Annotated in this window: 13 protein-coding genes; 10 read left to right on the forward strand and 3 right to left on the reverse strand. The window is 42.4% G+C overall.

The annotated features are described in order from the left end of the window. Nucleotides 1-26: 26 nt before the first annotated feature. Nucleotides 27-1,799, reverse strand: coding sequence for an acyl-CoA dehydratase activase (locus ACFORE_RS06045; protein WP_264879627.1), 1,773 nt, complete (start codon nt 1,797-1,799; stop codon nt 27-29). Between the two features lie 226 nt (nt 1,800-2,025). Between ACFORE_RS06045 and ACFORE_RS06050 the strand changes: the two genes are divergently transcribed. The 7 genes from ACFORE_RS06050 to ACFORE_RS06080 all read left to right on the forward strand — a co-directional run bounded on the left by ACFORE_RS06050 (nt 2,026) and on the right by ACFORE_RS06080 (nt 9,361). Further along, on the forward strand, nt 2,026-2,643 hold the full coding sequence (locus ACFORE_RS06050; protein WP_154454204.1) for a TetR/AcrR family transcriptional regulator: 618 nt from the start codon (nt 2,026-2,028) through the stop codon (nt 2,641-2,643). Between the two features lie 34 nt (nt 2,644-2,677). Continuing rightward, nucleotides 2,678-3,448, forward strand: coding sequence for a DUF1003 domain-containing protein (locus tag ACFORE_RS06055; RefSeq protein WP_294607708.1), 771 nt, complete (start codon nt 2,678-2,680; stop codon nt 3,446-3,448). Between the two features lie 68 nt (nt 3,449-3,516). Beyond that, on the forward strand, nt 3,517-4,407 hold the full coding sequence (rapZ, locus tag ACFORE_RS06060) for an RNase adapter RapZ (RefSeq protein WP_154454206.1): 891 nt from the start codon (nt 3,517-3,519) through the stop codon (nt 4,405-4,407). Next, nucleotides 4,404-5,381 carry a YvcK family protein gene (locus ACFORE_RS06065; protein WP_154454207.1) on the forward strand — a complete coding sequence of 326 codons (978 nt, stop codon included), beginning with the start codon at nt 4,404-4,406 and terminating at the stop codon, nt 5,379-5,381. Before rapZ ends, ACFORE_RS06065 begins: the two co-directional genes overlap by 4 nt. After that, nucleotides 5,378-6,292 carry a DNA-binding protein WhiA gene (whiA, locus tag ACFORE_RS06070; RefSeq protein WP_154454208.1) on the forward strand — a complete coding sequence of 305 codons (915 nt, stop codon included), beginning with the start codon at nt 5,378-5,380 and terminating at the stop codon, nt 6,290-6,292. Before ACFORE_RS06065 ends, whiA begins: the two co-directional genes overlap by 4 nt. Before the next feature lie 18 nt (nt 6,293-6,310). Further along, on the forward strand, nt 6,311-7,708 hold the full coding sequence (locus ACFORE_RS06075; protein ID WP_168260539.1) for a C69 family dipeptidase: 1,398 nt from the start codon (nt 6,311-6,313) through the stop codon (nt 7,706-7,708). 135 nt (nt 7,709-7,843) lie between these two features. Continuing rightward, the gene (locus tag ACFORE_RS06080; protein ID WP_154454210.1) at nt 7,844-9,361 is read left to right on the forward strand and encodes a zinc ABC transporter substrate-binding protein AdcA; all 1,518 of its coding nucleotides are present in this window, start codon (nt 7,844-7,846) and stop codon (nt 9,359-9,361) included. Between the two features lie 118 nt (nt 9,362-9,479). Here ACFORE_RS06080 and ACFORE_RS06085 read toward each other — a convergent pair whose 3' ends face one another. Both ACFORE_RS06085 and ACFORE_RS06090 read right to left on the reverse strand, forming a co-directional pair. Then, nucleotides 9,480-9,722, reverse strand: a complete 243-nt coding sequence (locus tag ACFORE_RS06085; RefSeq protein WP_154454211.1) for a type B 50S ribosomal protein L31 — start codon at nt 9,720-9,722, stop codon at nt 9,480-9,482. A gap of 128 nt (nt 9,723-9,850) precedes the next feature. Beyond that, complete coding sequence (locus tag ACFORE_RS06090) at nt 9,851-10,795, reverse strand: DHH family phosphoesterase (RefSeq protein ID WP_154454212.1); 945 nt, start codon at nt 10,793-10,795, stop codon at nt 9,851-9,853. A gap of 172 nt (nt 10,796-10,967) precedes the next feature. Between ACFORE_RS06090 and ACFORE_RS06095 the strand changes: the two genes are divergently transcribed. From ACFORE_RS06095 to ACFORE_RS06105, 3 genes are read left to right on the forward strand one after another with little or no spacing between them, the layout of a single operon-like run. After that, complete coding sequence (locus tag ACFORE_RS06095; protein ID WP_269725526.1) at nt 10,968-12,104, forward strand: ABC transporter ATP-binding protein; 1,137 nt, start codon at nt 10,968-10,970, stop codon at nt 12,102-12,104. A gap of 1 nt (nt 12,105) precedes the next feature. After that, entirely contained in the window at nt 12,106-12,972 is an 867-nt protein-coding gene (locus tag ACFORE_RS06100; RefSeq protein ID WP_168260543.1) for a carbohydrate ABC transporter permease, read from the forward strand. Continuing rightward, a complete protein-coding gene (locus ACFORE_RS06105) occupies nt 12,972-13,889 on the forward strand; it encodes a carbohydrate ABC transporter permease (protein WP_380435051.1) in 918 nt (305 codons plus the stop codon). The genes ACFORE_RS06100 and ACFORE_RS06105 overlap by 1 nt, the downstream gene beginning before the upstream one ends. Nucleotides 13,890-13,957: the final 68 nt, after the last annotated feature.

Genomic DNA, 13,957 nt, shown 5'->3' on the forward strand with positions numbered 1-13,957 from the left:
AATGTTTCCGTCATGTGTTCTCTCCTTTACTGTACCGTACTAAAAGCGGGTGTCTCGGTGGTTTCATCTTCGTATTTTTCCTGAGCAATGATGGCACAGCCGTAAGCTCCCATTAGACCAGCAATGCTTGGGCGAACCACTTCGCGTTCGCTGACCAATTCAAAGGCACGAAGTACCGCTTCATTGTAGAAGGTTCCTCCCTGAACCACGATTTTTTCCCCTAAATCTTCAGGGCGTTTGAGTTTGATAACCTTGTACAAGGCATTTTTGATGACTGAATAAGACAATCCTGCTGAAATATCTGCCACGGTTGCCCCTTCTTTTTGCACTTGTTTGACTTTTGAATTCATGAAAACCGTGCATTTTGAGCCTAGGTCCACGGGGTGTTGTGCCAATAAAGCAACCTGAGCGAAATCTTTGACGTCGTATTTGAGGGATTTGGCAAAGGTTTCAATAAAGGAACCACAACCTGAAGAGCAAGCTTCATTTAGCTGAATGCTTGAAAGAGCCCCGTCTTGAACGCTCATGGCTTTCATGTCTTGCCCACCAATATCCAAAATAAAATCAACGCCAGGGTTAAAGTAATTGGCAGCCTTGAAATGAGCCACGGTTTCCACTTCACCATAATCCACGTGCAGCGCTGCTTGAATGAGTTTTTCGCCGTAACCTGTCACGCAAGAGCGCGCGATATAGGCTTCCTGTGGCAATTGGTGGTAAACTTCTTTCAAAATGGCAATGACATTTTCCAGAGGTTGTCCTTGGTTATTGCCGTAATGTTGGAACAAAATAGCGCCGTCAGGGTCAGTCAACACCACTTTTGAAGTGGTCGAACCTGCGTCAATGCCCAGAAAAACAGGCCCAGAAGCTTGGGCAATGTCTTTGTAGGTCACGCTGGCTTGGTTGTGACGTGCTCGCCAAGCGTCCAATTCGGCTTGGTCTTTAAAGAGCACATCCAAGGTATTTTTAGGGACCAAGGCTTGTGAACTGTTGGTCTTGAGGTTGTTAATGATTTCTGACAAGGCTAATTGAGCTTGTTCTTCGTCTAAGGCAGCTCCCATTGCCACAAATAGTTGTGGGTGTTCAGGGAAAATCACATTTTCTGGCTTAATATCAAGCGTTTCGATGAAACGTTGACGCAATTCGCTCATAAAGAACAAAGGTCCACCAAGAAAGGCAACATTCCCTGTGATTTTACGTCCTGATGCTAATCCAGCGATGGTTTGATTGACCACGGCTTGGAAAATAGAGGCTGCAATGTCCTCTTTGCGTGCGCCCTCGTTAATCAAAGGTTGAACGTCAGTTTTAGCAAAAACCCCGCAACGACTGGCAATAGGGTAAATGGTTTCGTACCCCTTGGCCAGTTCATTAACCCCATTGGCATCTGTTTTCAAGAGTTCTGCCATTTGGTCAATAAAGGCACCTGTTCCACCAGCACACGTACCGTTCATGCGTTGTTCAAGAGCGTCCCCAAAGAAGGTCATTTTGGCATCTTCACCGCCTAGCTCAATGACCACATCCGTTTCAGGAATAAAATGCTCAACGGTTGTTGTGGCCGCTATAACTTCTTGTACAAATGGAATTTTGGCCACATCTGCCAATCCCATGCCCCCAGAACCTGTGATGGCAATACTGACCGTTTGGTCGCCAATTTCTGAAATGGCATCGTTTAAGACCTTAATGGTTGCTGTTTTGACATCTGAAAAATGCCGTTCATAACGTGAAAAGACGAGCTTTTCATGATCATCGAAAATCACAACTTTAACCGTTGTCGATCCGACATCTATACCTGCTTTATACATATTCCAGTATCCTCGATTAGTGATTTAGACTTTGTTTTGCCTTTTTCTTTTACATAGGATAAGAAAAACAGATAGGCTTAACAACATTCTGTTGTTTATTCAACAAAGTGTCTGCTATAATACTATTATAAAATAGTCCTAATAAAATACAATCGTTAATTTTGATGGTTATGTTGTTTAAACAACACAAGGTGCTAAAACTGTTGATTATCTTGGAGGAAGACGGATGAAATTTACAGATATTCGCTATTTAAGAACCGAGAAGTTGATTTTTGATGCCTTTGCAAAACTTTTGAGTGAGAAATCTTATGAAAAGATTACGATTCAAGACATTGCGGATGAGGCTATGATTAACCGCGCCACTTTTTATGCCCACTATGCTGACAAAGACGAGCTTCGTGATGGGATTCAACAACAAATTGTGGACCAAATGTCAGATATGATTGAGGCAGCACAAATCGCCAAAGGTGACACAGTCAAGCTCAAACGTGCCGAAAAACTCTTGGCAGACTTTTACCGAGGACTTGAAAAAAATCCATCGATTGCTAAAATTGTCTTGCGTATTATTTCCCAAGAAGTCATGCAAGAACAATTTGGAAGCTTGATGCATGACAAGTACGACCATTTACTGGCCAAGCTAAATGTGACGGAATCAGGCAAGCAAGTTCCAACAGAGTTTGTGGTGGCTTATTTGACCAGTATTTTCACAGGGACTTTGCTGTGGTGGATTAAGTCAGATTTTGCCATGCCAGCAAAGGAATTGTCACGTTTGGTTTTGACCCTGATTAGCAATGGTCATTTGACGGTAATGGGGGTTATCATTGACCGTGACGATTGTGACTAAGAGCTTGTGAGAGCAACAAAGAAAGAGGGTAATTATGAAAAATGACAATAGGGTTCGTGATGCTATTGACCATCGCTTATACCCAGTAGCAGAAGGTAGCTTTTTATCTGAAATGGACACGCGTTTGCACCACCTTCTCAGACAAAGTCATCCTGATCTGCAAGACGGTGATTTTATCAGTTATAAACAGCTGACGCCTTATCGAATGCAGCTTTTAGAGGAAATTATCGACCAAGCCAACTGTAAAAATGAGTTCATTCGTGAGGCGGTTCACGGGGTGGCAAATGATGAAAATTACGCTGCCTTGGATATCCAAGACCAATTGGATAAGAAAATTACTTTTGGGCAAAAAATCGCGGACGACGTGGCTCGGTTTGGGGGTTCTTGGACCTTTATCATTTCCTTTATCGTCTTTATGGCAGTTTGGATGCTAATCAATATCATTCAACCGTTTGGGATTGCTTTTGACAAATACCCATTTATCTTGCTTAATCTCGCCCTATCAACTATCGCAGCCATTCAAGCCCCTTTGATTATGATGAGCCAAAACCGTGCCTCAGATTATGACCGCTTGCAAGCCAAAAACGACTACAATGTCAACAAGGTGTCTGAAGAAGAAATCCGATTTTTGCACAAAAAATTGGACCACTTGGTGCAACAAGACCAGTCAGATTTACTGGAAATTCAAAAATTGCAAACCGAAATGCTGGCCTCAGTCACCAATCAGGTAGTGGATTTGAAAGAGCAAAACCAAATCTTGCGAGAAGAAATCGCTAAATTACAAAAAGCAACCGAGAAGAAGTAGGAACATTTAGCGTGCAGACTGGCTTAAATTTGTTATAATAAAAGCAACAGAATCAGGGGAGAAGGACTATGTCTGATAAAACTATTCATTTAGTCATTGTAACTGGGATGAGTGGCGCTGGAAAAACAGTTGCCATTCAATCCTTTGAAGATTTAGGGTATTTTACGATTGATAATATGCCCCCTGCCTTAGTGCCTAAGTTTATTGAATTGGTGGAACAATCAAGCGACAATAACCGCGTGGCACTTGTGGTGGATATGCGTAGCAGGCTCTTTTTTAACGAAATCAATTCTGTCTTAGACCAAATTGATGCCAGTCCCAATATTGACGTAAAAATCTTGTTCTTAGATGCCACAGATGGTGAATTGGTATCACGTTACAAGGAAACGCGTCGTAGCCACCCACTAGCAGCGGATGGCCGCATTTTGGACGGGATTAAATTGGAGCGTGAGTTGCTAGCACCTCTAAAAAATCTGAGCCAAAATGTGGTCAATACCACAGATTTGACCCCACGCCAGTTGCGCAAAACCATTTCTGAGCAATTTTCAAGTGAGCAAAACCAAGCTTCTTTCCATATTGAAGTGATGAGCTTTGGTTTCAAATACAGCCTGCCTTTGGATGCGGATTTGGTTTTTGACGTACGTTTCTTGCCAAATCCCTACTACAAACCAGAATTGCGTAACTTAACCGGATTGGACAAGGATGTCTATGATTACGTTATGGACCACGAGGAATCCGAAGCCTTTTACCAACATTTGATTGGCCTTTTAAAACCAATCCTACCAGGCTACCAAAAAGAAGGCAAATCAGTCTTAACCATTGCGATTGGTTGTACAGGAGGTCAACACCGTAGCGTTGCCTTTGCCCATCGCCTAGCAGAAGACTTGAAAACAGACTGGGTGGTCAATGAAACCCACCGTGATAAAAATCGTCGTAAGGAGACTGTTAATCGTTCATGAGAAAACCGAAGGTTACTGTTATTGGAGGCGGAACGGGGATACCTATCATTTTAAATAGTTTAAGGCACGAAGAGGTGGATATCACTGCTATTGTAACGGTTGCAGACGACGGTGGCAGTTCAGGAAAATTGCGTTCGGTGATGCAATTGACCCCACCAGGTGACTTGCGCAATGTGCTAGTTGCCATGAGTGATATGCCTAAATTTTACGAAAAAGTCTTTCAGTACCGGTTTGCAGATAGCGACGGTGCTTTGGCAGGACACCCTTTGGGCAATCTGATTATTTCAGGAATTGCTGAAATGCAAGGCTCAACCTACAATGCCATGCAATTGTTAACCAAGTTCTTTCACGTTACAGGCAAGATTTACCCTGCAAGTGAGAACCCTTTGACCCTGCATGCGGTTTTCAAAGACGGTCATGAGGTGACTGGGGAGAGCTACATTGCTGACTACAAGGGCATGATTGACCATGTTTATGTGACCAATACCTACAACAACGAAGAGCCAACTGCCAGCCGTAAAGTAGTCGAAACCATTTTAAACAGTGATATGATTGTGCTGGGGCCAGGTTCTCTCTTTACTTCGATTTTGCCTAACTTGGTTATCCCAGAAATCAAGCAAGCTCTGCTGGATACGTCTGCTGAGGTGGCTTATGTGTGTAATATCATGACACAATACGGCGAAACCGAGCATTTTACCGATGCCAACCACGTGGAAGTCTTGAACCGTCACTTAGGACAAGATGCCATTGACACCGTTTTGGTGAATATCCAAGAAGTGCCGCAGGATTACATGAATTCCAACCAATTTGACGAGTATCTGGTTCAGGTGGAGCATGATTTTAAAGGACTACGCCAGCAAGTGAAACGTGTGATTTCATCGGATTTTCTTCGTTTGGAAAATGGCGGTGCTTTTCACAATGGGGACTATGTGGTGCGAGAATTGATGAACCTATTGAGGTCAAAAGAAAGATGAGTTTTACAGTAAAAGTCAAAGAAGAATTGATTAACCAATCGCGGTTTGACAAGAGCGAATTATCAGCCATCATCAAAATGTCAGGGAGTTTGGGGTTAAATGGCAACCGTTTGACTCTGTCTATCACTACTGAAAATGCCAAAATTGCTCGCCACATCTATGCTTTGATAGAAACCCTCTACAAGGTTCAGCCAGAAATTCGTTACCACCAAAAGACTAACTTACGCAAAAATCGTGTTTACCATGTCTTTGTCGCGACGGACGTCAAAGACATTTTAAATGATTTGCAGTTGGCAGATTCCTTTTTTGGTATCGAAACAGGTATTAATCCCTTGATTTTAGAAGATGATGACAAGGGACGGGCTTATTTACGAGGGGCCTTTTTGGCGACAGGAACCATTCGGGACCCAGAATCAGGCAAGTACCAGTTGGAAATTTTTTCCGTTTACCAAGACCACGCGGAAGACTTAGCTAATCTCATGCGAAAATTCATCTTGGATGCCAAGGTCATCGAGCACAAGAGTGGTGCAGTGACGTATCTGCAAAAGGCTGAAGATATCATGGATTTTCTCTTGATTATCGGTGCGGTAGATTCCAAGGATGTGTTTGAAGAAGTGAAAATCATGCGTGAAACTCGCAACGATGTTAACCGTGCCAACAACGCTGAAACGGCCAATATTGCCAAAACCGTGATGGCCAGCATGAAAACTATTAACAATATCATCACCATCATGGATACCGTTGGTCTGGATACCTTGCCAATTGAATTGCAACAAGTGGCTAAAATCAGAGTGGCTCACCCTGATTATTCGCTGCAGCAAATTGCTGACACCTTGGGCAACGGATTAACCAAGAGCGGCGTCAATCACCGTTTGCGTAAAATCAATAAATTAGCAGAAAGTTTATCATAATTAGGAGGAAGATGACTTATGTCATGTACAACGATTTTAGTAGGAAAAGACGCTTCTTATGATGGCTCAACCATCATTGCGCGAACTGAAGACTCACAAAGTGGCGAATTTACCCCAAAACAATTTATCGTGGTGAAACCTGAGGACCAACCTCGCCACTACAAATCAGTTTTGTCATCATTTGAGATTGATTTGCCTGACAATCCCATGCGTTATACTTCTGTGCCAGATGCCTTGCGCAAGGACGGGATTTGGGGAGAAGCAGGTATCAACGAAGCCAATGTTGCCATGAGCGAAACTGAAACCATCACGACCAATGCGCGTGTTTTAGGAGCTGATCCGCTCGTTGCATCAGGAATTGGTGAAGAAGATATGCTGACTTTGGTATTACCTTATGTTCGCACAGCGCGTGAAGGGGTAAAACGCCTTGGTGAAATTCTTGAAACCTATGGAACTTACGAGTCAAACGGCGTGGCCTTTTCAGATGTCGATGAAATCTGGTGGCTAGAAACCGTTGGAGGACACCACTGGATTGCCCGTCGTGTGCCAGATGATTGTTACGTGACCAATCCTAACCAACTAGGTATTGACCATTTTGAATTTAACAATCCAGACGAATATATGTATTCAACTGGTTTGCGTGATTTTATTGAGGATAACAACCTTGATTTGACTTATTCAAATGAGCATTTCAACCCACGTTATGCCTTTGGTAGCCAACGTGACAAAGACCGTCACTACAACACTCCACGCGCTTGGGCTATGCAACGTTTCTTAAACCCTGAAATCAAACAAGACCCTCGCAGTTTCTTCATTCCTTGGGCACAAAAACCTTATCGCAAAATCACTATCGAAGACGTCAAATACGTGCTTAGCAACCATTATCAAGATACGGAATTTGACCCTTACGGACCAGAAGGCAATAAGGTAACCCAACGTGCCTTCCGTACCATTGGTATCAATCGTACCAGTCAAACCGCTATTCTTCAATTGCGCCCTGACAAACCACATGACACCACTGGTATTCAGTGGCTGGCCTATGGCTCAATGCCATTTGGTACAATGGTGCCGTTCTTTACTCAAATTTCAACAACACCAGCCTACTTTTCCAATACAGGTGCCAACGTGTCAACGGATTCCTTCTACTGGGCAAACCGTTTGATTGCTGCCATTGCTGACCCGCATTTCCACCAACACGAAGGGGATATCGAAGCCTACGTTGAAAGCACAATGGCGGCTGGTCATGCTCGCATTGGTCGTGTCGATGCTGCTTTGGCTAGAGGCGAAAAAGTAGATTTTGACGCTGAAAACCAAGCCATGAGTGATGACGTACAGCAACAAACCCAAGACTTGTTGAATAAGGTTCTTTTTGATGCAAGTAACTTGATGACCAATCATTTTTCAGTTAGTGACTAATATTAAACTAGTAAATCCTTTGGGAGCCAGTCTCCCAAAGGATTTTTTGCTATTTTGAAAAGAAAACCTTGCAAAAACGGGAGAATATGGTATACTTAACCAGTAAAATATTAACCAGTTAATAAAAGGAGTGTTATGAAAAGACTGTTTGTAACGATTGTCGCAGGTGTTGCCTTGCTTTTACTTTGCTTGACAGGAGCCAACAAGCCTGTCGCTGCAGATGATAAAATCAGCGTGGTAACCACTTTCTACCCAGTGTATGAATTTACCAAGGCGGTCACAGGTGACACAGCTGATGTTACTATGTTGGTAAAAGCAGGAACGGAACCCCATGATTTTGAGCCATCAACCAAAAATATTGCCACTATTTCAGATGCTGATGTTTTTGTTTATCTAGATGACAATATGGAAACCTGGGTGGATAGCGTGGTATCTTCTGTCAAAGCCCCACAATTGACCGTAGTGAAAGCAACAGGTGATATGTTGCTCTTGGCTGGCACGACTGAGGAGGAAGAAGAAGGGGAAAGCCACGAAGGGCACTCTCATGCCTACGATCCCCATGTCTGGTTGTCGCCCAAGCGTGCAATGATGTTGGTGGAAAATATCCGAGATGCCTTTATCGCCAAATACCCTGATAAAGCTGAAGTTTTTACCAATAATGCAGCAGCCTACCTAACAGAACTAAGTGACCTTGACGCTTTGTACACGGATAAATTGTCCCAAGCCAAGCAAAAAAGCTTCGTCACTCAGCACGCAGCCTTTGGCTACTTGGCTTTAGATTATGGTTTGACGCAAATTCCGATTACAGGTATTTCAGCAGATAGCGAACCGTCAGCCAAACGTTTGGTTAATCTGGCTAAATATGTCCAAAAATACGATATCCGCTATATTTATTTTGAAAAAAATGCCTCAAGTAAGGTAGCAGAAACCTTGGCGGATGAAACAGGTGTTAAGACCGCTGTCCTCAATCCCATTGAAAGTTTGACCAGCAAAGAGATGAAATCAGGCGAGAATTACATTAGTGAGATGAAAGCCAATCTCAAGGCTCTGGAATTGACGACAGATGTTGCTGGTAAGACCATTAAAGCAGAAGAGGACACCGGCAAAACCGTAGAAAACGGCTATTTTAAAGACAAAGATATCACCGACCGTTCTTTGAAAGATTGGTCAGGAAAATGGCAGTCGGTTTACCCTTATCTCGTTAACGGTGATCTCGACCAAGTCTGGGAATACAAGGCTCAGTTGTCAAAAGGGGAAAAAACAGCTGAGGAATACAAAGACTATTACACCACAGGCTATCAGACCGACGTTGACCACATCAATATTAATGGCAAAAAGAATACCATCACCTTTATCAAAGGCGACCAAAAGTATCAATTTACTTATAAATACAGTGGCTATAAGGTCTTGACCTATGAAAAAGGCAATCGTGGCGTGCGTTACCTATTTGAAACCGACGATCCAAATGCTGGTGAATTCAAATACGTGCAATTTAGCGACCACAATATCTCTGAAACAGATTCGACCCATTTCCACATTTTCTGGGGTGGTAAAAGCCAAAAAGCCCTCTTGAAAGAGATGTCGCATTGGCCTACCTATTACCCTGATGATTTGACTGGAAAAGAAATCGCCCAAGACATGGTTGCTCACTAATCACAAAAGCTTGAAGTTGCTAACTTCAAGCTTTTGTGATTAGTGCCTTGAATTGATAAGAAACGTACACAAAAAACCACTCGATTTCTCGAATGGTTTAAGTCGTAAATCGTACTTCTTATTTGAAGCCGTATTTTTTGTTGAAACGATCCACACGACCATCTGCTTGAGTGAATTTTTGACGACCTGTGTAGAATGGGTGTGAATCTGATGAAATTTCCACACGGATAAGTGGGTAAGTAGCACCTTCGAATTCTACAGTTTCGTTAGATGATTTAGTAGAACCGCTAAGGAATTTGTAACCAGTAGTTGTATCCATAAATACTACTGGACGGTATTCTGGGTGAATGTTTTGTCTCATTTTAAAAAAGATTTCCTTTCTGCCATGATACTTTCCGCATCATAGTTATTTAACTCTTACATTTTATCAAATAAATACGTCCTTGGCAAGTCTTTTCTCCAAATAAATAGAAAAAATAGGACGGTTTTCTAGTCTTTTGTGGCTTGCAAGAGGTCTTTGATTTCTTGGAAAATGGATTCGTTTTCTTCCAAGCTGTAAGAGTTGGCCCCACTGGCAAGAGGGTGTCCGCCACCGTCGTGACGTTTGGCAATTCCGTTGATGACTTGTGTTTTACTTCTGAGGCGAACGCGATAATGACCGTCAGCTTGCTCAACGAAAACACCCCAAGATTGAACGGTATCGATTTTGCCAGGAAGGCTCACGATAGCAGAGGTTTCTGCTTCGGTCACGTTAAATTCCTTGAGCACGTCTTGGGTTAATAGCACACGCGCAGCCCCACTATCATCCACTTCAAGGTGTTCCAAAACATAACCTTGGAGTTTAGCAATTTTCAATGGGAAGGAATCCATTTGACGGCTCAATTGTGCAAAATCAAAGTCGTAGCTTCTAAGTTTGGCCGCCATTTGGAAGGTTTTGCTGCTTGTTGCAGGGTAGAGAAAGCGTCCTGTATCACCAACAATACCACAATACAAGAGGCGTGCGGCAGACGTTGGCACGGTCAAATGCGTGCTTAAAGCAAGGTCGGTAATGATTTCACTGGCACTAGAAGCACTCGTATCCACGTGCATCAAATCTCCGTAAGGGTCATCATTTGGGTGGTGGTCAATTTTAATGAGAAATTGACCTGTGTGGTAACGTTCGTCATCAACTCGAGGGCGATTAGCCGTATCAGTGACAATAACCAAGGCATTAGCGTAGTCATCGTCGCTGACCTCGTTCATTTGGGCTAACCAAGCAAGGGTTGGTTCATCTTGACCTGTTGCTAAGACGGTTTTAGTTGGAAAATTCTCCCTAATAATATCACGCAAGCCCACCTGACTACCGATAGCATCAGGGTCAGGTCTTTGGTGACGGTGAATAATAATGGTGTCATAGGCTTTAATAGCGTCCACAATTTCTGCGAATGTATTCATAATGATATCTCCCATCGTTTTAAAGATTCTCTTATCTTTTCATTATACCACACTTTAAAAATGACCTAGGCCATGAATTTTGATAAAAACTTTACAAAAACAAGATAGAAGACAAGAACGTTCGTCATGTATGATTAATAGAGTAAAAAAGATATGGAAGGAACCAAAAAGTGTGGTAGAAATTGCATTAAAAAATATTTGCAAAGAATACAAAAATAAGAATTACGCCGTACGAGATTTTAACTTAGATATTTACGATAAAGAGTTTGTGATTTTTGTTGGACCGTCTGGGTGTGGCAAGTCAACAACTCTTCGCATGATTGCTGGTCTTGAAGAGATTAGCGACGGGGAACTTTGGATTGATGGGGAACTTAGTAATTACTCAGAACCCAAGGAAAGAGATATGTCCATGGTTTTCCAAAACTACGCTCTTTACCCAAGCATGACGGTTTATAGCAATCTGGCTTTTGCCTTGAAAGTTCGGAAAACGCCTAAAAAAGAAATCGACAAAAAAGTGCATCAGATTGCTCAAATTCTTGATATCGAACATTTGTTGGACCGCCGTCCATCAGATTTGTCAGGTGGGCAAAAGCAACGTGTGGCCATTGGTAGTGCCATTATCCGCCGTCCAAAAGTTTTCCTCATGGATGAGCCCTTGTCAAACTTAGATGCCAAGTTGCGTGCGCAAATGCGTATCGAACTAGCAAAATTGCATAAGGAATTGGGTATCACGATTATTTATGTGACGCATGACCAGACCGAAGCCATGACCCTAGGAACCAAAATTGTTGTCATGAAAGAAGGGGTCATTCAACAAATCGCGGCACCGTCTGTGCTTTACAATAACCCAATCAACCGATTTGTCGCAGAATTTGTTGGTTCACCGTCAATGAATTTCTTTGAGGCTGTGGTTCAAAAAGAAAAAGACCGTGTGGTTCTCATCTTTGGTGAACAACAAGATAAGAAAGTTTACCCAACGCAAGCCGATAGCCTTCGCTTGAAAGATGTTGTTGGCAAAACCGTGCAATTGGGTATTCGTCCTGAGGATATCCACGAAAAAGCAGAAGCTAGACAAAGTGGCTTTGACACCTTTAGCCAATGCATCGTGGAACGTGTGGATTCGCGTGAGTTACTTGGTTCTGAGGTTATTCTTTACTTCCGTGAATCAGAGCGCAACCACTGTGTTCGCCTAAGCCCTGACAATAACACAGCGGCTGGAGAATCCATTGAATTGTACTTTGACCCTGAGAAAATTCACGTGTTTGATTTAGAAACGCAAGAAAACTTGTTATATAGAGAGGAGCTGTGACGTGGGAAAAAAGATTAAAAAAATAAGCGTGGGTCCTTATGGTTACCTGGTTCCAAGTTTGCTTATTTTTGCCGTATTCCTATTTTATCCATTTTTCAAAACCATTTACCTAAGCTTTTTCAAGACCAATAAACTGGGTGAAGCCAAGTTATTTGTTGGTTTTGAAAACTACCAAAACTTGCTGCAATCGGATTCTTTCCGCAACAGTTTGGGCGTTACCTTGATTTTTGTGGCGATTGTTGTTCTTGGAGGAATGTTCCTGGGCTTGATTACCGCTCTACTATGCAACAAAGCTTTTCCTGGTATTCGTGCCTTTAGTACGGTTTACGCTTTGCCAATGGCGATTGCCTCAAGTTCGGCAGCCATGATTTTCCAAATCATGCTCCACCCAGCTGTCGGAATTGTGAATAAGCTTTTGGGCTTAGATATCAATTGGTTAAATGATCCTAATACAGCGCTTTACTGTGTGGCTTTCCTAACAGCTTGGCTAAATAGTGGGATTAACTTCCTGTATTTTTCAGCAGGACTTGGTAATATCGACGATAGCATCTACGAACGTGCCTCTCTTGATGGGGCAAGCCCGCTACAACAATTTTTCCACTTAACCTTACCAGGTTTGTCACCAATCATGTTTTATACCCTTGTGGTCAACATCATTCAAGCTTTTCAGTCATTTGGACAAATCAAAATCTTGACAGAAGGTGGGCCAAACGAAACAACCAACGTGATAGTGTACTCTATTTACCGTGATGCCTTCTTTAACTACAAGTTTGGTAGTGCAGCGGCACAATCGGTTATCTTATTTATCATTATCATGCTCATCACGCTTGTGATGTTCAAAGTTGAAAAGAAAGGAGTGAAATACTAATGGAACAAATGGGAGAAATGGAACTCTATTGTCAAGAAACGCTCACGCAAGAGCAAATTGTTGATATCAAGGAAACTATGCGTGCCAAGGCTCTAGCTAAGAAAAGGGCTAAAACAGGTTTTCGCTTGCTGACCAATATCGTGGTGGCTTTGATTATTTTGTTGCCACTCTTGTACGCAGTAAGCATTGCCTTTATGCCATCTGGTGAGTTGTTTACCACTGAGCTAAACCTCTTCCCAAAAAATCCGACCCTTGATAACTTTAAAAATGCCATCACGCAAGTACCGTTGATGCGATTCATCCTGAATTCTTTCATCATTGCGAGTTGCATTACGGTTGGTCAGATTATTTCTTGCTCGCTAGCTGCCTTTGCCTTCTCGTTTTTAGAATTCAAAGGAAAAGGCATTCTCTTCATGATTGTCATGGCTACCATGATGGTGCCTGGAGAGGCAACTATTATCTCAAACTATTTAACCGTTGGTAAGCTTGGATTATTGGATACTTATCCTGTACTGATTGTCCCTTACTTGACGTCGGCGATGGGAATCTTCCTCTTCCGCCAATTCTATATGACTTTCCCTAAATCTTTGTATGAATCAGCTAAATTAGACGGTTGCTCTAACTTGACTTTTATCATCAAAATCTTGCTTCCTTTGACCAAACCAGCGATTGGTGCTATGGCGATTTACACCTTCATCAACGCATGGAACCTTTATATGTGGCCATTGTTGGTAACAGGTTCTGAGTCAATGCGAACTGTTCAGATCGGGATTAGTATGTTAAATAGTGTGGATTCGCAATCTATCACTTTGATGATTGCTGGTGTTGTGATGATTATCATCCCATCTATCGCTATCTTTGTTGTTGGTCAAAAACAACTGATTCGTGGCATTTTCTCAGGTGCCGTTAAAGGTTAAGAGAAAAGCATCCGACTTACTTTTTACTCAATTTAATGTGTTAATTAAAATTTTTTAAGGAGATATAT

Source organism: Streptococcus alactolyticus, assembly GCF_042649785.1.
GTDB lineage: Bacteria > Bacillota > Bacilli > Lactobacillales > Streptococcaceae > Streptococcus > Streptococcus alactolyticus.

Bases quoted from the DNA above. Each gene is read 5' to 3' on its own strand.
- ACFORE_RS06075 (WP_168260539.1), top strand. From the start codon at position 6,311: ATGTCATGTACAACGATTTTAGTAGGAAAAGACGCTTCTTATGATGGC.
- ACFORE_RS06055 (WP_294607708.1), top strand. From the start codon at position 2,678: ATGAAAAATGACAATAGGGTTCGTGATGCTATTGACCATCGCTTATAC.
- ACFORE_RS06105 (WP_380435051.1), top strand. From the start codon at position 12,972: ATGGAACAAATGGGAGAAATGGAACTCTATTGTCAAGAAACGCTCACG.
- ACFORE_RS06065 (WP_154454207.1), top strand. From the start codon at position 4,404: ATGAGAAAACCGAAGGTTACTGTTATTGGAGGCGGAACGGGGATACCT.
- ACFORE_RS06045 (WP_264879627.1), bottom strand. From the start codon at position 1,799: ATGTATAAAGCAGGTATAGATGTCGGATCGACAACGGTTAAAGTTGTG.
- ACFORE_RS06085 (WP_154454211.1), bottom strand. From the start codon at position 9,722: ATGAGACAAAACATTCACCCAGAATACCGTCCAGTAGTATTTATGGAT.
- ACFORE_RS06080 (WP_154454210.1), top strand. From the start codon at position 7,844: ATGAAAAGACTGTTTGTAACGATTGTCGCAGGTGTTGCCTTGCTTTTA.
- whiA (WP_154454208.1), top strand. From the start codon at position 5,378: ATGAGTTTTACAGTAAAAGTCAAAGAAGAATTGATTAACCAATCGCGG.
- ACFORE_RS06050 (WP_154454204.1), top strand. From the start codon at position 2,026: ATGAAATTTACAGATATTCGCTATTTAAGAACCGAGAAGTTGATTTTT.
- rapZ (WP_154454206.1), top strand. From the start codon at position 3,517: ATGTCTGATAAAACTATTCATTTAGTCATTGTAACTGGGATGAGTGGC.
- ACFORE_RS06090 (WP_154454212.1), bottom strand. From the start codon at position 10,795: ATGAATACATTCGCAGAAATTGTGGACGCTATTAAAGCCTATGACACC.